The sequence below is a fragment of the Streptomyces sp. NPDC026515 genome, assembly GCF_055567595.1.
Genome location: NZ_JBVHQD010000004.1, coordinates 420,578 through 442,621, shown reverse-complemented (window position 1 = coordinate 442,621; position 22,044 = coordinate 420,578). Strand labels below are relative to the sequence as shown.

The 22,044-nt window shown below is 73.6% G+C and carries 20 protein-coding genes, 2 pseudogenes and 1 riboswitch; of the genes and pseudogenes, 6 read left to right on the top strand and 16 right to left on the bottom strand.

The features are described 5' to 3' along the window. The first annotated feature begins 104 nt into the window (after positions 1–104). Positions 105–896: an N-formylglutamate amidohydrolase gene (locus tag ACZ4O3_RS10485; RefSeq protein ID WP_467721877.1), complete on the top strand. Its 792-nt coding sequence runs from the start codon at positions 105–107 to the stop codon at positions 894–896. Positions 897–1,017: 121 nt separating this feature from the next. Here the strand turns inward: ACZ4O3_RS10485 and ACZ4O3_RS10480 are convergent, their stop codons facing one another. The 3 genes from ACZ4O3_RS10480 to ACZ4O3_RS10470 are packed head-to-tail and all read right to left on the bottom strand — an operon-like array spanning position 1,018 to position 3,571. Next, a complete protein-coding gene (locus tag ACZ4O3_RS10480) occupies positions 1,018–1,497 on the bottom strand; it encodes a hypothetical protein (RefSeq protein WP_362728468.1) in 480 nt (159 codons plus the stop codon). After that, positions 1,494–2,093 (bottom strand): RNA polymerase sigma factor, encoded by a 600-nt coding sequence (locus ACZ4O3_RS10475; protein WP_362728466.1) that lies wholly within the window; start codon positions 2,091–2,093, stop codon positions 1,494–1,496. Before ACZ4O3_RS10475 ends, ACZ4O3_RS10480 begins: the two co-directional genes overlap by 4 nt. 35 nt (positions 2,094–2,128) lie before the next feature. Next, positions 2,129–3,571: a S8/S53 family peptidase gene (locus ACZ4O3_RS10470; RefSeq protein ID WP_362728464.1), complete on the bottom strand. Its 1,443-nt coding sequence runs from the start codon at positions 3,569–3,571 to the stop codon at positions 2,129–2,131. Between the two features lie 152 nt (positions 3,572–3,723). On the opposite strand from ACZ4O3_RS10470, the gene ACZ4O3_RS10465 reads away from it, so the two are divergent. Beyond that, positions 3,724–6,288 (top strand): CHAT domain-containing protein, encoded by a 2,565-nt coding sequence (locus tag ACZ4O3_RS10465; protein ID WP_467721917.1) that lies wholly within the window; start codon positions 3,724–3,726, stop codon positions 6,286–6,288. 85 nt (positions 6,289–6,373) lie between these two features. On the opposite strand, the gene ACZ4O3_RS10460 is transcribed toward ACZ4O3_RS10465, so the two are convergent. Beyond that, positions 6,374–8,101: a LuxR family transcriptional regulator AbsR2 gene (locus ACZ4O3_RS10460; protein WP_467721876.1), complete on the bottom strand. Its 1,728-nt coding sequence runs from the start codon at positions 8,099–8,101 to the stop codon at positions 6,374–6,376. Positions 8,102–8,195: 94 nt separating this feature from the next. Here ACZ4O3_RS10460 and absR1 point away from each other — a divergent pair, with 94 nt between their 5' ends. Continuing rightward, positions 8,196–9,275: a beta-glucuronidase AbsR1 gene (absR1, locus tag ACZ4O3_RS10455; RefSeq protein ID WP_362725863.1), complete on the top strand. Its 1,080-nt coding sequence runs from the start codon at positions 8,196–8,198 to the stop codon at positions 9,273–9,275. Between the two features lie 111 nt (positions 9,276–9,386). On the opposite strand, the pseudogene ACZ4O3_RS10450 reads toward absR1, so the two are convergent. The 9 genes and pseudogenes from ACZ4O3_RS10450 to ACZ4O3_RS10410 form a co-directional block, all read right to left on the bottom strand. After that, positions 9,387–9,893: pseudogene (locus ACZ4O3_RS10450) on the bottom strand (LLM class flavin-dependent oxidoreductase); the annotation flags it as partial. A 134-nt stretch (positions 9,894–10,027) separates the two neighbouring features. After that, complete coding sequence (locus tag ACZ4O3_RS10445) at positions 10,028–11,401, bottom strand: NtaA/DmoA family FMN-dependent monooxygenase (RefSeq protein WP_362725866.1); 1,374 nt, start codon at positions 11,399–11,401, stop codon at positions 10,028–10,030. Between the two features lie 21 nt (positions 11,402–11,422). Then, complete coding sequence (locus ACZ4O3_RS10440; protein WP_362725868.1) at positions 11,423–12,643, bottom strand: LLM class flavin-dependent oxidoreductase; 1,221 nt, start codon at positions 12,641–12,643, stop codon at positions 11,423–11,425. A 69-nt stretch (positions 12,644–12,712) separates the two neighbouring features. Next, positions 12,713–12,808: a putative leader peptide gene (locus tag ACZ4O3_RS10435; RefSeq protein WP_362725870.1), complete on the bottom strand. Its 96-nt coding sequence runs from the start codon at positions 12,806–12,808 to the stop codon at positions 12,713–12,715. Further along, positions 12,805–13,374, bottom strand: coding sequence for a hypothetical protein (locus tag ACZ4O3_RS10430; RefSeq protein ID WP_467721875.1), 570 nt, complete (start codon positions 13,372–13,374; stop codon positions 12,805–12,807). The genes ACZ4O3_RS10435 and ACZ4O3_RS10430 overlap by 4 nt, the downstream gene beginning before the upstream one ends. A gap of 47 nt (positions 13,375–13,421) precedes the next feature. After that, positions 13,422–14,447, bottom strand: a complete 1,026-nt coding sequence (locus ACZ4O3_RS10425) for a transporter substrate-binding domain-containing protein (RefSeq protein ID WP_362727844.1) — start codon at positions 14,445–14,447, stop codon at positions 13,422–13,424. Between the two features lie 67 nt (positions 14,448–14,514). Next, positions 14,515–15,309, bottom strand: a complete 795-nt coding sequence (locus tag ACZ4O3_RS10420; RefSeq protein ID WP_467721874.1) for an amino acid ABC transporter ATP-binding protein — start codon at positions 15,307–15,309, stop codon at positions 14,515–14,517. Next, on the bottom strand, positions 15,306–16,286 hold the full coding sequence (locus ACZ4O3_RS10415) for an amino acid ABC transporter permease (protein ID WP_467721873.1): 981 nt from the start codon (positions 16,284–16,286) through the stop codon (positions 15,306–15,308). Before ACZ4O3_RS10415 ends, ACZ4O3_RS10420 begins: the two co-directional genes overlap by 4 nt. Positions 16,287–16,688: 402 nt before the next feature. Then, a riboswitch (SAM riboswitch) is annotated at positions 16,689–16,800 on the bottom strand. Positions 16,801–16,877: 77 nt separating this feature from the next. Then, entirely contained in the window at positions 16,878–17,750 is an 873-nt protein-coding gene (locus ACZ4O3_RS10410) for a glutathione S-transferase C-terminal domain-containing protein (RefSeq protein ID WP_362727850.1), read from the bottom strand. A gap of 437 nt (positions 17,751–18,187) precedes the next feature. On the opposite strand from ACZ4O3_RS10410, the gene ACZ4O3_RS10405 reads away from it, so the two are divergent. Together ACZ4O3_RS10405 and ACZ4O3_RS10400 are read left to right on the top strand one after the other, a co-directional pair. Beyond that, positions 18,188–18,445 (top strand): hypothetical protein, encoded by a 258-nt coding sequence (locus ACZ4O3_RS10405; RefSeq protein ID WP_362728266.1) that lies wholly within the window; start codon positions 18,188–18,190, stop codon positions 18,443–18,445. Between the two features lie 162 nt (positions 18,446–18,607). Beyond that, on the top strand, positions 18,608–19,396 hold the full coding sequence (locus ACZ4O3_RS10400) for a hypothetical protein (RefSeq protein WP_467721872.1): 789 nt from the start codon (positions 18,608–18,610) through the stop codon (positions 19,394–19,396). Here the strand turns inward: ACZ4O3_RS10400 and ACZ4O3_RS10395 are convergent. Continuing rightward, positions 19,393–19,542 carry a hypothetical protein gene (locus tag ACZ4O3_RS10395; protein WP_362728262.1) on the bottom strand — a complete coding sequence of 50 codons (150 nt, stop codon included), beginning with the start codon at positions 19,540–19,542 and terminating at the stop codon, positions 19,393–19,395. The genes ACZ4O3_RS10400 and ACZ4O3_RS10395 overlap by 4 nt on opposite strands. Before the next feature lie 139 nt (positions 19,543–19,681). After that, positions 19,682–20,023: an MFS transporter gene (locus ACZ4O3_RS10390; protein WP_467721871.1), complete on the bottom strand. Its 342-nt coding sequence runs from the start codon at positions 20,021–20,023 to the stop codon at positions 19,682–19,684. Positions 20,024–20,153: 130 nt separating this feature from the next. Between ACZ4O3_RS10390 and ACZ4O3_RS10385 the strand changes: the two are divergent. Further along, positions 20,154–20,624 (top strand): annotated as a pseudogene (locus ACZ4O3_RS10385) (dehydroquinate synthase/iron-containing alcohol dehydrogenase family protein); the annotation flags it as partial. A 156-nt stretch (positions 20,625–20,780) separates the two neighbouring features. Here ACZ4O3_RS10385 and ACZ4O3_RS10380 read toward each other — a convergent pair. Then, positions 20,781–21,944, bottom strand: a complete 1,164-nt coding sequence (locus tag ACZ4O3_RS10380; RefSeq protein ID WP_362729287.1) for a cytochrome P450 — start codon at positions 21,942–21,944, stop codon at positions 20,781–20,783. Positions 21,945–22,044 lie beyond the last annotated feature (100 nt).

The window sequence follows — 22,044 nt, the reverse complement described above, 5'->3', positions numbered from 1 at the left end:
CGCGGACCCGGGCGTGACCCGGAGACCGCCGGCTGTCTCCCTGGGCGATGTGACACCTTGATCCTGCGCCCTGCCCCTGACAGACAACGCCCCGGGAGCCGCCCGTGTCCGAGCCGTCCTACGAACTGCTGCCCGGCGCCGCCGAGTCGCCGGTGATCCTGCACGTGCCGCACTCGGCACGGACGATCCCGGCGGGGGTGCGCAGCGGCATCGTGCTCGACGACGGCGCGCTGGAGCGGGAGCTGGACCACATCACGGACGCGCACACGGCCGAACTCGCCGAGGCGGCGGCCGGGCTCGCCGGGGTGCGGCCCTGGCGGTTCGTCAACCGGCTGTCCCGGCTGGTGGTGGACCCGGAGCGGTTCCCGGACGAGCGGGAGGAGATGCTCGCCGTCGGGATGGGGGCCGTGTACACGCGGACCACGCACCGCGGTGTGCTGCGGGACGAGCCGTTCGATCAAGGACCCCTGGTCGAGCGGTACTTCCGGCCGTACGCCCGGGCGATGGCGGAGGCCGTCGCCGGGCGGCTGGCGGCGACCGGACGGGCCGTGGTGATCGACGTCCACTCCTATCCGAGCCGGGCGCTGCCGTACGAGCTGCACGGTGCGGGGCCGCGGCCGCCGGTGTGTCTGGGTACGGACGGCTTCCACACGCCGACCGGCCTGACGGCGGCGGCCCGCGAGGCCTTCGCGGAGTGCGGGGGGACAGGGCTGGACAGCCCGTTCGGCGGGGCCTACGTGCCGCTGGAGTTCTACGGGTCGGACGCGCGGGTCGGCGCCCTGATGATCGAGATCCGGCGCGACCTCTACATGACGGAGCCGGGCGGACCGGCGGGGGCGGGGGCGGACCGGCTGGCCGTCGCGCTCGCCGCGCTCGTGGACTCCGTCGCCCCCTGACCCTCCGGCTGGAGCGCCCCCCGCGGGACACGCGGACCGGCGAAGTCCGTGCGGTGGCCCCGCAGGACGATGATCCGTGGGCCGCGGACCCTGCCCGGCACCCGGTGAGACGGTGCCGGACTCAGGCCCGCAGCCACTCCGTGACGATCACGTCCCCGCCGGCGTGCAGCCGGAGCGCGAACGGGCCGGCGGGCGCGGTGTCACTGGCGAAGCGGCCCATGCCGTCGGCCGTGAGCGGACGGGCCGCCGCCGGACCGCCGAGCACCTCGATCCGCGCGGACTGCGGGGGCAGCACCTGCCCGAGCAGTCCGTCGCCGGTGACCTCGATGTCCACGGTGAGGTCGCCCGCCTGGAAGGTCAGCATCCGGGGCGGGGCCTCGGCCCCTCTGACCGGGATGGCGTCGACCAGGGAGTCGAAGGTCAGCTCGGCGATCCGGGCGTCCAGGTCGTGCAGCACGTAGGCGTCCATGGCCAGTTGGAGCAGTCCGGCCGGGAGCGGGTCGAGGACGGCGGCCGCCTGGCGCAGCTCCTCCTCCAGGAGGTCCGCGTCGAACCCGGTGCCCTCGAGGTCCTCCTCCACCGGGAACCCGTCGTCGCTCATACCGCACCCCTCGCGTCGAGCCGGGCCCGCAGCCGGCGCAGACAGCGCTGGCGCAGCGGGCCGATGCTGCCCACCGCGATACCCAGCGCCACGGACACCTCGACATAGCTGGGCGGCGGCGAGGCCATCAGGACCCGCAGCAACTGCCTGCACCGGTCGCCTAGTTCCTCGAACTCCTGCCACAGCAGACGGATCCGCTCGGCCTCGTCCGCCCGGTCCTCCGCGTCGATCAGGGACTGTTCGGGCGTACGGTCCTCGCTGACCCGGTCCAGTACCTGCGGATCGTCGGTGGGCAGCAGGCGGGTCAGCCCGCGGATCACCTTCAGGCACTCGTTGCGTGCCGTGCTGGCCAGCCAGGAGCCCGCCTTGTCGGGCTCCCGGATCCGGCCCAGGTGCTGGGCGAAGCGGAACCACACGGTCTGGTACACCTCGTGCCCGTCGGCGTCGGAGAGCCGATGCGCGCGCACCACGGACCACACCAGTGGGCTCAGCCCCTCCACGAGCGCCTTCCAGGCCGCCGCGTCGCCGTCGACGGCGGACTGGACCAGCGCGCCGACCTCTGCTCGGTCCACGGTCCCACCCCTCGTGTACGGCAAGTCATGGTACGCCGTGGAGTGGAGTGTTCCGGAACTCAGGCCGGAGGAGCCAGCCGTACGACCGGGACCGGCTGCCAGCTCGCCGGGCGGAGCGCCGGTACGTGCGCCCCGCGTACCTCGGCGTAATCCGTGATCCCCGCCAGGAGTTGGGTGCGCGCGGCACGCGGGTCCGGCTCCTGGGCCGTGTTCATCCGGTCGGCGACGAGGCCGGCGGCGATGGGGGTGGCGAACGACGTTCCGCTCCACTGTGCGAACCCTTCGAACATGACTTGGTCCGGTTTGCCGGGGCCGGTGGCCCCGGTGTCGGTCAACACGCCGGTGTGGCGCGGGTACTGGCAGGTGCAGGCGTAGGTGAAGCCGAACCGGCAGGCCTCGTAGGTGGTGTGCTGGTACACGTACGGCACCGGGGCGTCGAACCCGGCGAGGGCGCCGGTGAGTTGCTCGCCGGGGGCGTAGACCTTGACCCAGCCGCCGTGGTTGGTGAAGCAGGCGCCGTACTCGCCGTCGCTGCGCAGCGCGCCGACCGAGAGGACCGAGTTCTCGTAGCCGGGCACGTCCGCGTAGGCGGCGGGCCAGAACGGGGTGGCGCTCGCGTTGTTGCCCGCGGCGGCGACGAGCAGGGTGGGCTGCTCGCGCAGGGCCTCCATGAAGGCCTCCATGCCGAGCAGGCCCGCGGTACTGCCGTTCGGGGTGCCCGCGGAGAGGCTGATGATCGCGGGCCAGCCGTGCCGGTCGACGGCCTCGAAGAGCTTCCCTCCGAACTCGGACTCCAGGATGGCGCCCGCGTCGTTGAGGGTGTTGGTGACGGTGATGTCGGTGTTGGGCGCCAGCGCCGCGACGAGTCCGGCGATGAACGTGCCGTGGCCGACGTACTGCTGGAGGATGCCGTCGGCGTCCGTCTCGGTCAGCTGCGGATCGCCCTGGACGCGGTCGAGCAGCGGGTAGGAGCGGTAGTCGTGCACCAGGCCGGTGTCGATCACCAGCACGCCCACGGCGGTCTGGGGATCGTGACTCCCGCTCACCGGACCGGGGTTGGGCGTCTGGGTGAGCAGCGCGGGCAGGGGCTCGCAGGGATTGCAGGCGTTGACGCCCGGGGTGGTGGACACCACGTGGTTACGGCTGACCAGCCGGCGTCCGGCACGGCCCTCCGGCTCCCGCAGCGCGCGCAGCGCGTGGCCGACCGCACGGTCGCCGGTCCGGTCGCCGTGGTTCGGGTCGCCGACCTGGATGCGGGTGATTCCGGTGCGGTTGGTCTCCGGGCCGGCCCGCCGCACGTGGTCGGCTACCAGGCCGGTGGTGGCGGTGAAGTGGGCGCGCACGGTGTCCTCGACGACTCGGGCCTCCTCTCCGTCCCGGGCGAGGACGACCCCCTTCTCGTAGAGGAACTCCGCGGAGTCGTCCGGCCCCATCGCCAGCGGAACGTCCGGCATGGAGCGCTGGATCTGATCGAACTGCTCGTGGAATCGCTGAGGTGCCATGGCCTGTCGTCCTCCCCCAGAAACGGCGTTCTTCAGTCAGAGTCTCGCGCAGCCCGTCTGATACAGCGCCAAACCAGTGGGGCATGTATGTCCAGGCCACTACCATCCGAGGGGTGACTGCGCGAAGCGAATCGGTTGCGGAACTCCTGCCGATGGTGTTCGCCGCCCCCGGCGAGGCCCTGGCACGTGCGGAGCGGGTCCTGCGGTCCGATCCGCCGCCGCTGGACGCGTCCGTCGCCCACCAGGTCATCGGCATCTGGCAACGGGACTTCGGGGACCTCGGCGTCGCCCTCGACCATCTGCGGCGCGCCCGGGACTTCGCGGCGCGCGCGGACTCGGCGGAGCGGGAGGCGGACGTCCTCGCCACGCTCGGGGTCGCGCTGGTGCACGCGGGGCGCACCCGGGAGGGGCTGACCGCGTTCGAGCGCGGGGTGGCGCGGGGCAGCGGGCACACCCGGGCCCGGGTGCTGTACCGCAGGGCGTACGTGTGGTGGGTGCTGGGCCGGCACAAGGAGGCCCTGGAGGACGTACGGCGGGCGATACCCGTGCTGCGGCAGGCCGACGACGTCATCTGGACGGCCCGGGCGCTGACGCTGCGGGCCACGGTGCATCTGGCCCTCGGCGCGGTGGACCGGGCCGACGCGGACTTCACGGCGGCGGAGCTGCTGTGGGAGACGACGGGCCAGGAGCACGACAAGGCGGACGCGGTGGAGAGCCGGGGCCTGGCCGCGTTCCGCGCGGGCGACATCCCGGCGTCCCTGCGGCTGCTCGCCGAGGCCGAGGAGCGGTACGCCGAGCTGGGAACTCCGACGTTCATGCTGTACATCCGGCGCTGCGAGGTGCTGATGGCGGCCGGGCTGGCGCCCGAGGCGCTGGCCGAGGCGGACGCGGCCATCGCGGCGCTGGACCGGCTCGGCGGGCAGTCCACGCGCAAGGCCGAGCTGCTGCTGGCCGCCGCCCGGGCCGCGCGATCGGCGGGGGACGCGCAGACCGCCATCGCCCGCGCCGCGGTCGCCGTCCGGCTCTTCTCGGGGCAGCGGCGCAGCTGGTGGGAGACCCATGCCCGGCTGGTGCTGATCGAGGCACGGGTGGCGGGCGGGGCCGCCTCGGGACGGCTGGTGCAGGAGGCGGCGGCGGTCGCCGACCAGCTGGCGTCCTTCGGGGCGCCGGCCGCGCCGGAGGCCTCGCTGCTCGCGGGCCGGATCGCGCTGGCGCTGGGCTGGACCGCCGACGCGGAACGGCACCTGGCGGTGGCCGCGCGCAGCAGGCACGGCGGACCGCCGCTGGCCCGGATGACCGGCTGGGCGGCGCAGGCGCTGCGCGCCCGGGTGGCGGGTTCGCGGCGGGGTGTGCTGGAGGCCTGCCGGCGGGGCCTGGACGTCCTGGACGACCACCGGATGACGCTGGGCGCCTCGGAGTTGCGGGCCCGGGCCACCGCGCAGGGCGCGGAGCTGGCCGCGCTGGCCCAGCAGGCGAGCCTGGCGCACGGCGGCCCACGGCGGCTCCTGGAGTGGAGCGAGCGCTGGCGGGCCACGGTCCTGTCCACTCCCCCGACCCGGCCGCCCGCCGACCCGGCCCTGCTCACCTCGCTCACCGCGTTCCGTGAGATCGCCTCCCGGGCGGAGGACGCCCGCAGGCAGGGCCGCCCGGTGCCCGCCCTGGAGCGTGAACAGCGCCGCCTGGAAGGGGAGATCCGCTCCCGCACCCATCACATGCACGGTGACGGCCCCGGCGGGGGTGACCGTTTCGACCCGGCCCGGCTGCTCGACCGGCTCGGCGACGCCCGCCTGGTCGAACTGGCCGTGCTGGAGGGGCGGGTGCACATCCTGCTGTGCGGGCAGGGCCGGGTACGGCGCTTCGAGGGCGGCCTGCTGGCGGAGGCGGTCGCCGAGGCGGAACACGTCCAGGCCGGGCTGCGGCGGCTCGCGCATCCGGGGGCGGAGCGGCGGCTCGCGGTGGTGGAGGCGGCCGGGCGGCGCCTGGAGGAACTGCTGCTGGGCGCGGCGGCGGACCAGCTCGGCTCGGGGCCGGTGGTGATCGTCCCGCCGGGGGCGCTGCACCGGGTGCCGTGGGCCCTGCTGCCCTCGCTGCGGGAGCGGGTGCTCAGCGTGTCGCCGTCGGCGGGGAGCTGGCTGCGGGCCCGGGAGACCGAGCCGCCGCCCGGCGGCCGTCATGTGCTCGTTCGCGGGCCGGGACTGGCCACCGGGGGCGCGGAGGTGCCCGAGGTGGCAGGGCAGTACGCGACGGCCCGGATCCTCGAAGACGAGGAGGCCCACGTCCCCCGCGTCCTGCGCGAACTGGACGGGGCGGCGCTGGCGCACATCGCGGCGCACGGCACCTTCCGCGCCGACAGCCCGCTCTTCTCCTCGCTGCGCATGGCCGACGGCCCGCTGATCGTCCACGACTTCGAGCGCCTCGCCCGCAGCCCCTACCGGATCATCCTCTCCAGCTGCGACACCGCCCGGCTCGCCTCCGTCGGCGCCGACGAACTCCTCGGCCTGGTCACGGCGTTGCTGCCGCTTGGGACAGCCGGCGTGGTGGCGAGCAGCGCGCCGGTCAACGACGCGGCCGTGGTCCCGCTGATGCTGGCCCTGCACAAGGGGCTCGGCGCGGGCCTCTCGCTGGCGGAGGCACTGCGGGACGCCCGGGCCGCCCTGCCGGGCGATGCGGTCCATCAGGCGACGGGGTGGGCGTTCGCGGCGTTCGGGGCGGCCTGAGCCGAGCCGGTCGCGGTTCGGCCGGGTGCGGCGCCGTCGTGGCTGATCGCGCCGTTCCCCGCGCCCCTGTGGGGCACGGGATCGTTCACGCCGATTTCCGCTCGGGTTCCTCCATCAGCCACGGCAGTGCCGCCCGGTCGCTCGCACCGAGGCGGGTGTACGCGCCGTAGAGGTGATTGCCCACCGTGCGTACGGACAGGGTCAGCCGCTCGGCGATCTGGCGGTTGCTCAGACCGGTCGCGGCGAGCGTGACGATCTGCCGCTGCCGGGCGGTGAGTTCACCGAGGACCAGGCCGGACAGGGCCGGGGTGCGGGCGCCCTGGCAGCGACGGGCGAGGGCGACGGCGCGGGTGCGTGACATCCGGGCCGCCCGCGGGTCGCGGTGCGCGCGGACCGCCTGGGCGTGGGCCTCGGCTGCGAACAGCAGCAGACCCCGTTCGGCGAGCCCCTCCGCGGCCCGGTCCAGGGCGGGCCCGTCGCCCCGCGCCAGGGCCTCCGCATGCCGGGCCAGGACGCCGTCCAGCCGCCCGGCGGCCCCCGCCGGATCCCCCCGCCGGACCGCGCCGTAGTGCGCGAGACCCCCGTCCCCGCGCACTACGGCAGCTTCTCCCGACTCGGCGGCGGCACGGGCGAGTTCGAAACGGCAGGAGGCGTCCCCCGGCGCCGTCCGCAGTCCCTCCCTCGCCCACGCCGCCGCCTCTCGCAGCTCCCCCCGAAGCCACGAGTACCGGGCACGCACCGCCGCGTACCCGGCCGGTACGGGCAGGCCCCCCGCGGCCAGCCACTCCCCCACTGGGGCCGGCACCTCCCGTACGTCCAACTGGTCGACAGATTGGCTTAGTTGTTCTTGCTCGTCCTTCAGGGCGGGCTCGCACTGGGCCGGGGTGCGGGCCAGGCGGCGGGCCCGGAGCCGGCCGGCGCGGGCGCGCAGCGCGGGGCCGTGCAGCGGGTGGGCGAGTCGGACCGCGCCCCGGTCGTCGACATGGATCAGGCCGTCGGTCTCCAGCCGTTCGAGGATGCCGAGGTCGAGTCCTTCGTCGAGGTGCGGCGGCAGCGGCTCGGCGAAGGCGAGCCGTTCGAGGGTGTCGCGCTCACCGGGATCCGGCCGGTCAAGGAGGGGGGCGATCCGGTCCCGTACGGTCGCGGTGAGCGGCAGCGGGCCGTGCCAGGCCCACTCGCCGGTGTCCGCGACCCGGTCCAGCGCGCCGGTCTCGTGCAGTGCGCCGAGCAGGTCCCGCAGCAGCCGCAGGTCGCCCCGGCACACCCGGTGCAGCCGGCGCACGGTGAGCGGCTCCAGGCCGCCGCCGGCGAGCAGGTGGGCCGTCTCGTCGTACGGCAGCGGCTCCAGGGCGAGACGGGTGAGGAGTTCACCGGTCCACAGCCGGGAGACCGCGCCGGGCAGGGGTGCCGGGTCGGTGGCGGCGACCACGAGCCGGGTGCGGCCGTGCACGGCGAGCTGGTGGACGAGGGCGGCCGAGGCCTCGTCGAGGAGGTGGGCGTCGTCGACGACGAGGAGCCGTACTCCCGACAGGTGCCGGATCGCGCCGGGCAGTGAGAGCCCGCCGGGGAGCAGGTGCGCGAACGCCGCGAAGGGGAGGGCGGAGGTCTCGGGGGTGCCGGTCACGCGGACGCAGTCGGTGCCCCGCACGGCCTCCGTGATCAGCCGGGTCTTGCCGCCGCCGGCCGGTCCGGTCACCACCACACCCTGCCGGCCGATGCCCAGCGACCGCCTGACCAGCTCGAGTTCGACCTCCCGGCCGGTGAACGGCCAGGACGGCCAAAGGGTCCGCGTGTCCTGTTCGTAGCTCGTCACATGAGTAGGAGTCGCGTTGCTCAGCTCTGATACAGGGGGACTTGAGTAGCTTGCGACTCAGGCGGCCGGGCGGGGGGAACGGCAGTCTGGGCGCATGACCCGACGCTACTGCTCGCTCCCGCGGCAGTCGGTCCCGGCGTTCGCCCCGGGGCTGGCCGCCGAGCGGCTCGGCGCGCTGATCGGCGGGCGGCGGATGTGGGTCAACGGCACCGTCCTGCACTACTGCTTCCTCGACGCCGACACCGATGCCTCGGTGATCCCCATCCCGGGGACCGGGGAGACCCGCCGGGTGCCGTGGGCCGGCGCCAGGGAGCAGCTGGACGTGGTGCGCGAGTGCTTCCGGGAGTGGCAGGACCTCGGTATCGGGGTGACGTTCGCCGAGGTCTCGGACAGGTGCGAGGCCGAGCTGCGGATCGGCTTCCAGCTGGGGGACGGCTCCTGGTCGGAGGTCGGCCGGGACGCGCTCTCGGTGGGCGCCGGCGAGCGCACCATGAACCTGGGCTGGGACCTGACCGAGCCCGGCGGCCGCTGGACGGCCCTGCACGAGATCGGGCACGCCCTCGGGATGCGGCACGAGCACCAGAGCCCGTTCGCCGGGGTCCACTGGGACGACGAGGCGGTCTACGCCGACCTCGCCGGACCGCCGAACCACTGGAGCCGGGACCGGACGGACGCCAGCGTCCTGCGGAAGCTGGACCCGGCCGAGGCCAACGGTCCGGTGTGGGACCCGCAGTCCGTGATGCAGTTCCCGTTCGGCCCGGGGCTGATCCTGGAGCCGGAGCAGTACCACAACGGCCTGTACCCGCCGGGTTCGCTGTCCCCGGCCGACAAGGAGTTCGTGCTCCGCTGGTATCCGCCCGCCGACGTCCCGGCCCCGCTGGTGCCGTTCCGGTCGGCGCCGCTCGGGCTCGGTCCGGGCGAGCAGGCGGACTTCACCGTGGCGCCGCCGGAGACCCGCGTGTACCGCGTGGGCACCTTCGGAGAGAGCGACTGCGTCGTCGTGGTCTTCGAGGAGCGCGACGGGGAACCGCGCTACCTCGCCGGCCACGACGACGGGGGCGCCCCGCACAACACCGGGCTCTGGGTCCGGCTCGTCAAGGGCCGGCGCTATTTCGTCCGCGTCCGTCTCCATTCCACGTGGGGGTCGGGGGAGACAGCGGTCATGTGCTGGTAGACCGGCACGACCGCGACGCGGAGGTCGGACCACCAGTCCGGCGCGGGGGAAGCGGCTGCGAGACGTCACCTTCGGGGGAGGGAGACGTCTCGCAGTCCTGCCTGTGTGCCGTCAGCGCCGGGCCCACTCCCGCGCGAGCAGTTCGTAGGAGCGGACCCGGTCGGCCTGGTCGTGGGTGATCGTCGTGATGAGCAGCTCGTCGGCGCCGGTGGCCTCCTGGAGCTGCTGCAGGCGGTCGGCGACGTGCCGCGGACTGCCCACGAACCGGGTGTCGAGGCGGTCCTGGACCAGTGCCCGGTCCTCGTCCGTCCAGACGTGGGCCCTGGCCTCCTCGGCGGTGCGGATGCTGCGGACCCAGGCGCCGTAGCCGGCGGCGAGTTCACGGGCGGTGGCGTCGTCCTCGGCGACCACGACGTCGGCGGAGACGCTGACGTAGGGCTTGCCGAGGACGCCCGAGGGCTGGAAGCCGGACCGGCAGCCGTCCACCGCCTCCAGGACCGTGGACGGGCTGACGTGGTAGTTGGCGGCGAACCGCAGGCCCCGCTCGCCCGCGACCCGTGCGCTCTCACCACCGCTGCTCCCCAGGATCCACACCTCGACCTCGGCACCCTCCCCCGGGGCGAAGCCGTCGAAGCCCAGCTCCTCGGCCAGTACCGCGTTGCCGAGGACCTCCCGGAACCGCTCCTGGGTGGACTTCCGTCTGCCCGTGACCGGGTCCGGGCGGTGCACGATCAGGGTGATCGCCAGGAATCTCACGAGGCCGCCCGCTCGCCCCGGGGCTCGTCCGGGTGGGCGAGGCCGAGGTGGTCGCGCAGGGTGGTGCCCTCGTACTCGGTGCGGAAGACGCCCTGCTCCTGGAGGAGCGGGACGACCGTGTCGGCGAAGGTGTCGAGGCCGCCGGGGGTGATGTGCGGGACCAGGATGAAGCCGTCGGAGACGTCGGCCTGCACGAAGTCGTTGATCGTGCGGGCGACGGTGGCCGGGGAGCCGACGAAGGTCTGCCGGTTGCCGGTGTTGATCACGAGGTCGCGGATGGACCACTTGTTGGCCTCGGCGAGCTCCCGCCACTCGCGGGCGATGGCGACCGGGTCGCGGTACATCCGGACCTGGGCCCGGCCCCGGGAGATGTGCTCCTCGCTGACCAGCGGGTCCACGTCCGGCAGCGGCCCCTCCGGGTCGTACGACGACAGGTCCCGGTTCCAGACGAACTCCAGGTGCTTGAGGGCGGTGGCCCCGCTGACCTGCCGGCGGCGCACCTGGTGGGCGATCTCCTCGGCCTCCTCGTCGGTGTCGCCGAGGACGAAGCTGGCGGCGGGCAGGATCAGCAGGTCCTCGGGACGGCGGCCGTACTTGGCGAGCCGGGACTTCACGTCGGTGTAGAAGGCCTGACCGGCGTCGAGGGTGGCGTACCGGCTGAAGATGGCATCGGCGCTGGAGGCGGCGAACTCACGGCCTTCGTCGGACTCGCCGGCCTGGAAGACCACCGGGCGGCCCTGCGGGGACCGCGGCACGTTGAACTGTCCGTGGATGTCGAACTGCGGACCCTGGTGCACGAAGGACCCGGCCCTGGCGTCGCTCAGGAAGGTACCGGTCGCCTGGTCGGCGACGATCTCGTCGCCGTGCCAGGAGTCGAAGAGCTCACCCGCGGTGGCGAGGAACTCCTTGGCGCGGGAGTAGCGCTCGTGCTGCGGCAGGAAGCCGCCGCGCCGGAAGTTCTCCCCGGTGAAGGCGTCCCAGGAGGTGACCACGTTCCAGGCGGCCCGGCCGCCGGAGAGGTGGTCGAGGCTGGCGAACTGACGGGCCACCTCGTAGGGCTCGTTGAAGGTGGAGTTGATGGTGCCGGTCAGGCCGAGGTGCTCGGTGACGGCGGCCAGCGCGGCCAGCACCGTGAAGGTGTCGGGGCGGCCCACCACGTCCAGGTCGTATATCTTGCCGCCCTGTTCGCGCAGGCGCAGGCCCTCGGCGAGGAACAGGAAGTCGAACCTCGCGCGTTCCGCGGTCCTCGCGAAGTGCGCGAAGGAGCTGAACTCGATGTGGCTGCCGGCGGCCGGGTCGCTCCACACGGTGGTGTTGTTGACGCCGGGGAAGTGCGCGGCCAGGTGGATCTGCTTCAGCGGCTTGCTCATGTCGGGTGCGGTCCTTCCGGCTCAGACGGCGGCGTAGCGGTTGGCGGGGCGGGCGAGCCCGAGCAGACCGCGCAGGGTGTCCGCCTCGTAGGCGGTGCGGAACCGGCCGCGGCGCTGGAGTTCGGGGACCAGGTCCGCCGTGATGCGCGGCAGGTCGTGGCCGAGTACGGCGGGCCGGAGCCGGAACCCGGCGAGACCTTCGGCGGCGAACTCCTCCAGCAGGTCGGCGAGTTCGGCCGCAGTGCCGGTGAAGACGCGGGCGTCGCTGGCGAGTTCGCCGCCGTCGAGGGCGTCGAGGCGCTCCTTGCGGGCGTCGGCGGCGGCCCGGTCGTCGTCGAGGAGGACCACGAGGTCACCGAAGACGTGCACGGTCTCGCCGGCCCGTCCGGCGGCTTCCTGCTCGGCGCGGATCTCGGCGACGATCGCGCGGGCGTCGGCGCCGTCCTTCGGGGTGACGTAGCCGACGTCGGCCTGGCGGGCGATCAGCCGGTAGGGCACGGTCTGGTGGCCGAGGGCGGTGACGAGCGGCTGGCCCTGCGGCGGGCGCGGCGTGATGGAGGGGCCCTTGACGCTGAACTGCCGGCCCTCGAAGTCGATGTAGTGCAGCTTGTCGCGGTCGATGAAGCGGCCGGTGGCGGTGTCCCGGATCTCGGCGTCGTCCTCCCAGCTGTCCCAGAGCCGGCGCACCGCCTCGACGTAGTCGGCGGCCTCGTCGAAGTGCTCGGCGAGCCGCTGCTGCCCGGCCGGTGACCGCAGTTGTGCGAGGTCGATCGGCGGGAAGGTACGGCGTCCGAAGTGGTCCGCCTCGTGCGGGCGGGCGGAGATCTGCACCCGCAGACCGGCACGGCCGGTGCTGACGTAGTCGAGGGTGGCGATCGCCTTGGAGATGTGGAACGGCTCGGTGTGGGTCGCGATCACCGTCGGCACCAGGCCGATGTGGTGGGAGAGCGGCGCGATCCGGGACGCGATCAGCACGGCGTCCAGGCGGCCGCGGACCTGGTCGGTGCGGCCGTCGAGCTCGCCGTAGTGCGAGGACTGCAGGCCGAGGCCGTCCTCGATGGTGACGAAGTCGAGGAGACCGCGTTCGGCCTCGGCGACCAGATCGGCCCAGTAGCCGGCGGTGAACAGGTCCCGGGGGCGGGCGGACGGCTCGCGCCAGGACGCGGGGTGCCAGCCGGTGCCGTCCAGGGCGACGGCCAGGTGCAGGTGGGAAGCGGGGGGTGAAGCGGGAGATGAGGACACGGGGATGCCTTCCTGAGGGGTCCGTACGTGGGCGCGCCGAGTGCCAGGGGGCGCGGCGGGGACGACTGGTCAGGAACAACAGAGCGCGCCGGCCACGCGCGCCAGGTCGATGTGCGGCCGGGAGTACAGGACGGTACGGCGGCTGGGACTGAGGACACGTGTCACGTCCCGCACCTCCCGGCCTGCTCCGCGTACATCTCGTCGTAGCTCACAACAGACCGGTTTCCGTGGTTGTTCCCGGGCTGCGCACCAGCAGGGTGCGGGTGCGCAGCCGCTCGGTGAGGCCGGTCGACTCGTACAGCCGGATCGCGGGACAGGCGCCCCTCTCGAGGTCCGCTCACGGAACGGGCCGGGCTCGGTGCGGGCGGCCAGGTCCAGCATCTCGGGCACCTCGTCCGGCCCGACCCGGACCGCCTCGGGGGCGGGCCCGGCCGCAGCGCCGTGCCGACGAACTGCACGCCGGTCCCGTCGCCGACCGCCGCCCGGCCGGGCGGCGCCTCCTCGACCCGCTTGATCCTCACGACCGTCCCCGGGCCGCCGGGCGTGCGCAGGTCGGCCCAGGCGTCCGGGGCGGCGGGGTCCGCGGGGGCGGCGTAGCCGTACACGTCGTCGGGGTGACGGGCGGCCCGGCCGACCTGCTCCGCGAGGTGGGTGTGCGGGCCGGCGAGGGCCGGCCGGACGGCGTTGCCGAGCGGGGCCACGCCGCCGCGGGAGCCGGTCTGGAGTATCACGGGGCGGGGTCCCTTCTCTGCTCGCCGGATGACCTCTTGACGGTGGATCAGGAGTTGTCGAGGGGCAGTCCGGGCGGGTTGACCTCGGACTTGGCGACGGCTTCGTCGGAGAGGTTGTAGGCCTTGAGCCATTGGGCGTACTGACCGTTGTCGATCAGGTAGTTGATGGCGTCGGCGAGCGGCTCGGCGAGGCCGCTGTCCTTCTTCGCGGTGGCGGCGATCAGGCCCTGGAGGCCGGCGCCCGCGCCGGAGTAGGTACCCGCGGTGCGGGTGGCGTCGGGCGTGTTCGCGGTCTGCCTGTTGTGGTACGCGATGCCGGGGTTGGGTCCGAGGTACGCGTCGATCTTGCCGCCGGCGAGGGCCAGGTAGACGCTGTTGCTGTCCTGGTAGTACTTGACCGTCAGATTCTTGCCCTCCTTGGCCAGCTTGGCCTTCCACTCCAGGAGGATCTTCTCCTGGTTGGTTCCGGCACTGACGGAGACGGTCTTGCCGGCGAGGTTCTGGTAGTTCCCGGCGAAGTTCCAGGTGCTCTTCTTCGGGACGGTGAAGGCGAGGTCGTCCTGGCGGTAGGAGGCGAACTCGTACTTCCTCTTCCGCTCCTCGGTGTCGGTGATGTTGGAGAGGGCCACGTCGACCTTGCCGCTGTCGATGCCGACGAACATGTTCTCCCAGGTGAAGTTCTTCACCTCGGGGGTGAGGCCGAACACCGCGGCCACCAGGCGGCCCAGGTCGGGTTCGGAACCGGTGAGGGTCTTCTGGTCGCCGCCCACGTAGGCGAGCGGCGGGAATCCGGCGGGCAGGGCGCCCTCGCCGATGACGAGCTTGCCGCTCTTGCGGACGGCGGCGGGCAGTTCGGCGCTGATGGACTTGACCTCGGAGACCTTGACGGTGGTCTGCTGGGCGGCGCCGTTGGAGACCTGTCCGATGACGACCTCGCCGCTCTTGGCGCTGCCGGTCGTGGTGGCCGCGTCGCTGTCGCCCCCGCAGGCGGCGAGCCCGGTGGCGAGGGTCGCGACGGCGGTCGCCGTGGTGAGGCCGCGGATCAGGCTGCGTCGGGAGAGGAGCGTGGGCATGGCTGTCCTTCGTGTTCGGGCCGGAGGGAGAGTCGAGAGGTGAGGCGAAGGCGGAAAGGGGGGTGGTTCAGAGGACCTTGCGCAGGAAGTCCCGGGTCCGTTCGTGCCGCGGACGGTCGAGGACCTCGGTGGGTGGGCCCTGTTCGACGATCTTTCCGCCGTCGATGAAGACGATCCGGTCGGCGACCTCGCGGGCGAAGCCGATCTCGTGGGTGACGATCACGAGGGTGGTGCCGCCGGAGGCCAGATCCTTGATGACGGAGAGGACTTCGCCGACGAGTTCGGGGTCCAGCGCCGAGGTCGGTTCGTCGAAGAGGATGATCCCGGGGCGCAGCGCGAGGGCGCGGGCGATGGCGACGCGCTGCTGCTGGCCGCCCGACAGCTGGCGGGGATAGGCGCCGACGCGCTCGCCGAGGCCGACCCGTTCGAGGAGTTCCTTGGCCAGCTGCTGGGCCTGCGGCCTGGTCAGCTTCCCGGTGGCGACGGGAGCGGCCGCGACGTTGTCGAGGACCGTCAGGTGCGGGAACAGGTTGAAGTTCTGGAAGACGAAGCCGATCCGGCTGCGCTGGGCCAGGATGGCGCGTTCGCTCAGCTCCTTGAGACCGTCGCCGTGGCGCTTGACCCCGATCAGCTCGCCGCCGACGCTGACGTAGCCGGTCTCGGGCTTCTCCAGGTGGTTGACGACGCGCAGCAGCGTGGACTTGCCGGAGCCGGACGGACCGAGGACGACGGTGACCTCGCCGGGGCGGACGGTCAGGTCGATGCCGTCGAGGACGCGGTGGGCGCCGTACGACTTGTGGACGTCGTGGATCTCCAGGGCGGCCGGGGCGGCCTCCGGTGCCGTGTCCGGTGCGGTGGTCATACGGCGGCCTCCCGGCGTATCCGTTCCCGCAGGCCGGCCAGGCCGGTGCGGAGTCTGTGCAGGGGGGTCGGCGGCAGGGTGCGGGTGGCGCCGCGGGCGAAGTACCGCTCGACGTAGTACTGGACGACGGAGACGGCGCTGGTCAGGATCAGGTACCAGACGGTGGCGACGAGCAGCAGCGGCACGATGTCGCCGGGGTAGGTGCTGCCCATGGACTGCACCGAGCCGAAGAGGTCGAGCAGCGAGACGTAGAACACCAGGGACGTGCTCTTGATCAGGCCGATGAGCTGGTTGACGTAGTTCGGGACGATGGAGCGCAGGGCCTGCGGGAAGACGATCCGGGTGAACTGGTAGCCCTTGGGCAGGCCGAGGGCGGCGGCCGCCTCGTGCTGGCCCTGGTCGACGGAGAGGATGCCGCCGCGCACCACCTCGGCCGCGTAGGCGGCCTCGTTGAGGCTGAGGCCGATCACGGCGATGGCCATGTCGGTGGCGAGCTCGGACTCGTCGAAGGAGACGAAGGAAGGGCCGAAGGGAACGCCCAGGCTCAGCGTCTGGTAGAGGGCGGAGAAGTTGTAGAGGAAGATCAGCAGGACGATCAGCGGCACCGAGCGGAACAGCCAGGTGTAGGTCCAGCTCACCGCCCGCAGCACGGGGCTGCCGGAGAGCCGGGCCAGCGCCAGCACGACCCCGCCGAGCAGGCCCAGTACGGCGCTGAGCGCGGCGACTTCGAGGGTGACGACGAGCCCGTCGAGGACGGTGGGGCGCAGGAACCAGTAACGGAAGCGATCCCACTGGTAGAAGGGGTTGGTGGCCAGTCCGTGGGCGAACTGCGCGACGAGTACCAGGACGACGGCGGTGGCGAGCCACCGTCCGGGCCGGCGCAGTGGCCGAACCCGCTGATTCCGCGGGGGTTTTGACGGTATGTCGGTGGATGGTGGCGCCTCGGCCACGGACAGGGCGCCTGGGGGTTCACTCATGACGGGCTCCGGCGGAGTCGGACACCCCGGATCACACGGCCGGGGCCGCTGCACCGCGCCGCGTCAGGACACGGCACGGGTACGCGGGGGCGCGCGGGACACGGGATGGGGCGGACGGCTTCGCACCGGGGCGGCCGGTGCTTCGTCGAGGACGCGGGGACGCGAGGCTGCGCGAGACCTGCTGCGGGTGAGGCGGAAAGGCCTGGTCAGACCCGACAGCGGGCGCGGCCCGGTGCGGTACACGCGCTACACAGGGCGCTGTTGACACGGAGCAGATCGACGGCGCGGTCGGCGACCAGCGGGCTCGGATACGGCTGTACGCAGCCCTGGGCGCGGCCTTCGGCCGACCTGGAGGCTGCGTACATGTCCCGTCACCTGTCGCTGTCGTGGCGGCCCCTGGGGGCCTCGCGCTTACCGAACGTCGTCATCCGGTCCGGTCGTCACCTGGGGCACCCCACCGCGATGCGAGGGTTGCCGGTCAGCAAGCCAGGGCTCGATGCTGACGCTCTTGACCGTTCTGTGCCGCAAGTAAGGCAGTTGCCCGAACGAATGTCAACGCCTGTCCGACTGGCGAAACAGCTCGGGCCCCTCTCACCTGCGCGGCGCGCCGGGAGCCTCCGCCGCGTGGCCGGCCCAGTCCAGGATCTGGACTGCCGCGCCGGCGGCTTCCAGGCCTTGGCAACGGCCGTGGTGGCGGCGGGCGATGCCGTCGAGGTCGAGGTGGGCGCCGAAGGCCGGGCGGGCGGCCAGCCGGCGGGCGTAGGCCCACAGGACCGGATGGCCGGCGATGGCGTGCACGGCGGCGGCGTCCAGGTGGTTGCGGTGCACGGTGTCGAGTTGGACCAGGGTCACCCACAACTCGACGTCCGCGGCCGTGAGTCGTCCGCCGACGAGGAACTCGGCACCGGCCAGCCGGCGTTCCAGCCCGTCCAGGGCGGCGAGCAGCACCTCCAGCGCCTGCGGGTCGCCGCCCTCCCGGCCGGCATGCTGTGCCGCCTGCTCGATGTCGTCGGCGCACAGCCGCTCGGCCTCCTCGATCTCGGCCTCCGCACCGCAGGGGTACAGGCGGACGACGCCGTCGCCGAAGTGGCGGTCCAGGTCACGCAGGATGTCCCGGCTGTGGGTGGAGACGATCCGGCCGGACCAGTCGTCGCTGAGGACCGGCGCGAGGGCCGGTCCCGAGTAGCGGTGGGCGCTCGCCTCGTACAGCGGGCGCAGTGCCGTGTGACTGCCGTCGGGACAGTCCGGGACGGCGGGCAGGAAGGTGACCGGACAACAGTCGTCGAGGGCGAGGAGGCTGTGACCGACGGCGATGCGGAGGCCGTCGGGACAGGCGGTGGCGAGATGGAGCCTGTAGCGGCGCGGCACGGCGTAGTGCCCGCTGCGCGCGTCCCGGCCGATGCGACCGCGGAAGGCGGGGCCGGTGCGGACGGACGGGAGGGCGGCGAGCGGAGTGATGGACATGCGTCTCCCCGGGGGGTGCGGGCGCGCGGACGTCCGCGCGGCGGAAGCGGTCGTCGGAGGGTGGGGGTGCCCGGCGGGTACGGCCGGCGGCGGCGCTCGGCCGCAGGGCTGCCGCGGCCGGCGGCGGGTGCTCAGCCGGTGCGGCTGATGGCGCTGCACACGCGCTGCAGGTCGATGTGCAGACGGGAGGTGAGCAGACGAGGGGTGAGCGACGGGACGGGGCAGGGCGTACGGCTCTCTCGGCGCTCTGCGCCGGTGGGCGTGCGCGGCCGGCCCATCTTTCCCTACCTCTTCACTAGGATTCCCACCTGGAGTGTCGATCGGCCTCCGCGTGCCGTCAAGGGGGCGTCCACGCCTGGGACACCGGCCCCGGCTTGCCCCGGGGCGACCGGGGCTGTCCGCTGGAGACGCAGGCCGAGTGACAGGAGCCGGATGCGATGAGCCAGCCCCCGGGTCCCGGGCCCGTGCCCGGCGCGGTGCCCGAGACCTTCGCGTTCGCCTGCGGGCGGTGCGGCGAGGTCTGGGAGGCGACCTTCCAGGCGGTGTTCTTCACCGACCCGATCGCCGATCCGGACCTGCAGACCACCCAGGAGTACGTCGACGAGGCCGGGCGGGCCGTGCGGTCGCCGCTCACCGACGCGGTGTGCCCGCGCTGCGGCAGCCGGAAGGTGCGGATCACCGTGCCCGGATCATGACGCTCACCCGGATGACACGCGCGGGTGGTCGGCGGCCGTGCCGGATGGTGGCGTGGAGGCACGTACCGCCGTCGCCCGTGGAGTGACGCAGCACCGCTGCCCCGTGGAGTGACGTACCGCGTTCCCGAGGAGGCAGTCGCGATGATCCGTCCGTTCCGACCCGTGCGTGTTCTCGCCGCGGCCCTGGCGGCGGGGATCCTGCTCGCCACGGCGGCCTGTGCGGACGAGAGCGGCGGCCCCGGTGCCGTGGCGGTCTCGCCGGCCGGCGAGCGCTCCCCCGCGTCCCCGTCGGCCACCCCCGCCCTCACCGGGGCCGGCGCGCAGGCCGCGCTGATCACGTCGGCCGACATCGAGGACAACTGGCAGCCGGCCACCGACGCGGCGACCTGGCGCAACTCGATGCTGGTCGGCAAGGTCGACGTGGCCGGCTTCCTCACCGCCAAGGCGGACGCCGCCGACTGCCAGCGCCTCCTCGACGGCCTCTACTCCGACAGTCTCCTGGGCCGCGCCTCCGGAGCCTCCGGACTGCGCGGGTTCACCTCCGAGGACTCCCGGATGCTGTACCAGGTCGGCGACTACGGCTCGGCGAACCTGGACGCCACCCTGGCCTGGCTGAAGAGCCTGCCGCAGAAGTGCGACCAGTTCACGGCCACCGGCAAGGACGGCGGCAAGCGGACCGTGCAGGTCGTCTCGGCGAAGGTGCCGACGTCGGGCGACGCGCGCGAGGCCGTGACGGTGACCGTCCAGGGCGACGCCAACGGCCAGTCCGCCACCTACACCACGGACGTGGCGGTGCTGCGCATCGGCGCCTCCGGCGCGGCGGTCACCAACGGCGGCCTGTCCGGCGTCGACCACGACAGCACCGCGCTCGCCGTGCAGAGCGGCGCCCAGCGTCTCAAGGACGTCCTGTCCGGCAGGACCCCGGCACCGACGCCGAGCCAGCTCGATTAGGGGGTCGCACCGCAGGCGGGACTGCCACCACAGGTCTCCGCGGTGAGCAGCAGGGCGCCCTCGGTGGCCGTGAGGGTGCCGGTGCCGTTCTGGAAGACGATCCCGCCCTCCCGGTGCTGCGGACGGGCCTGCGGTGACGGGCTCACGCTACGTCGGGGCGGGAGGTGCGGCGCCGTACCGGATCCGCAGGCCATGCATGCCCAATGCGTCACCTGCCTGCCGCCAGGACATCGCACAGGCCCCGCGGGTGACCGCCCGCGGGGCCTTCCCCGGCGTCGGGAGGCCTCAGCCGTTCACCGGGCCGCGTGCGGTGCGGGCCGCCTTCGCGAGGTCCAGGTCGGTGGTCTCCGGGGCGAGGACCTGGGAGACCGGACCGCCGACCGCGAGCACCCCCGCACCGCCGAGCAGCACGAACTCCACGCCGAAGCGGTCGAGGCCCATCGGCGGCAGGAAGGTGCCGACGGCCGCGCCGACCCGGCTCATCGCGGTGGCGAGGCCGGCGCCGGTGGCACGCAGCGAGGTGGGGAACACCTCCAGCGGGTGGACCGCGGTGAGCGCGCTGGAGGCGGCGTTGAGGAAAATGAAGAAGAGGAAGCCGCCACGACGACGGGCGTCGAGTGCGGCCACACCGCGACCAGCGCCAGACAGGCGGCGGTGATCCACGACGGCGGGATCAGCAGCCCGCGGCGGCCGATGCGGTCCACGACCAGACAGCCGGCGGTGACACCGGCGACCGCGGTGAACGAGTAGACGGGCAGTGCCGCCACCGCGTTGTCGCCCATGTGGAGGGCGTCGAAGACCCGCGTCCAGAACGTGCCATGTCGCCAACCCGGTGTCGCAGGCGTACGCGACCCAGGCGGTGACCGTGATCGGCCGCTGGCTGCCCCGCGCCCACGCCGACGGCTCGGACCTGCAGGCGCGGGCCCAGCTGATGGTCGGTGCCCACGTGGCGGGCCAGGCGCTGACCGTCTCCGGGCTGGGCCTCGTGCACGGCATCGGGCACGCGCCGACCGCGCGCACCGGCACCCCGCACGGGGTCGCGCCGGCCGCCGTCCTGGAGGAGGTCCCGGAGGTCGGCGCACCGGCCGCGACGGACGCGTACGAACAGACCGCCCGCGCCGTGCGCCTGGATCCGCCCGCCGACGGCGACTGGGCCCGCGCCGCGGTGGACGCCGTCCGCGAGATCTCCGGCGCGCTCGGCGTCAAGCAGCCGCTGCGTGAACTCGGCGTCCGCCCGCACCTGTTGCGTCCCGTCGCCGCGGGCGCCGTGGCGGACGCGGTCATCAGAACGCCCCGCGGCATCCGACCGAGGAGCAGGTCCTCCGGGTCCTCGAGGCGGTGTACTGGGGCGTGTCGCGAAGGTCCGGCGTGCCGGGCCGGACCGTCACCAGCGCACGTGCAGGCTCGGCGGCTTGCGGAACACCAACCCGTGCGGTACGGCGGGCCGTTCCGGGTCCAGGCGCAGCTCCGGCAGGCGGTCGAGCAGGCGCTGGAGGGCGATCCGGGTCTCCAGGCGGGCGAGGTGCGCGGCGATGCAGTGGTGCGGGCCGTGGGCGAAGCCCAGTTGGAGGCGGGCGTTGTCGCGGCGGACGTCGAACCGGTCCGGGTCGGGGAAGACCGCGGGGTCGCGGTTGGCACCGGTGAGGGAGACGGTGACCAGGTCGCCGCGGCGGACGGCCGCCGTCCCGAGGACCACGTCGCGGGTGGCGTAGCGGTCCACCACCGCCGCTCCGGGCTCCAGGCGCAGGGACTCCTCGACCGCGCCGTCCAGGAGGGCCGGATCGGCCCGGACCAGGGCGAGTTGGGCGGGGTCACCGAGCAGGTGGAGCAGCGCGTTGGTGATCATCGCCTCGGTGGTCTCGATGCCCCCGAACATCATGACCGCCGCGTTGGAGGCCACTTCGGGCGGTGTCAGCCGGCCGGCGGCGGAGACGAGGAGCGAGGACGCGTGCCGGTCGGCGATCGTGGCCTCCACGGCGGCCCGCAGCTCCGTGTAGGCGGCGGCACCGGCCGGACCCGCCTCCAGCCCCTCGGTGATGTCCGAGACGGCCCGTACGATCGCGTCGTACCAGGCCAGCACCGTGTCCGTGGTCGCGCCGGCCAGGCCGAGCGCCTCGGTCACCACGGCGACGGCGAGCGGTCCGGCGAAGGTACGGCGCAGTTCGGCGGCTCCGGACGGTTCCAGTTCCGTGATGAGCCGGTCCGTCTCCCGCTCGATGAACGCGGCGAAGCCGTCGTGCACGGCGCGGGGCCGGAAGGGAGCGGCGAACGGCTCGCGGTGTCGGGCGTGCGCGGCACCGTCGAGGGAGAGCATGCTCGGGCCGACGACCTGGGCGGTGGAGAAGCGCGGGTCGTCCACGGTGAAGGTGGCGGAGTCCCGCATCACGTCCACCGCGAGGTCGCGGCGGGTGACCAGCCAGCCGTTCAACTCGGGCAGCCAGGACACCGGTTCACCGGCGCGCAGCCGGGCCAGACGCGGGTGCGGATCACGGGCGAGTTCGGCGAGCGTGGTGGAGGCGCCGAGCGGGAAGTCGCCGACGGTGCTCATCGAGCGGTCCGGCCGGAGGAAGGGAATCCGTTCACCTCCCCACCCAATCACGGCGGCCCGGCGGCCCGGCGGCCGCCCTGGGAGCGACGGGCCGCCGCCG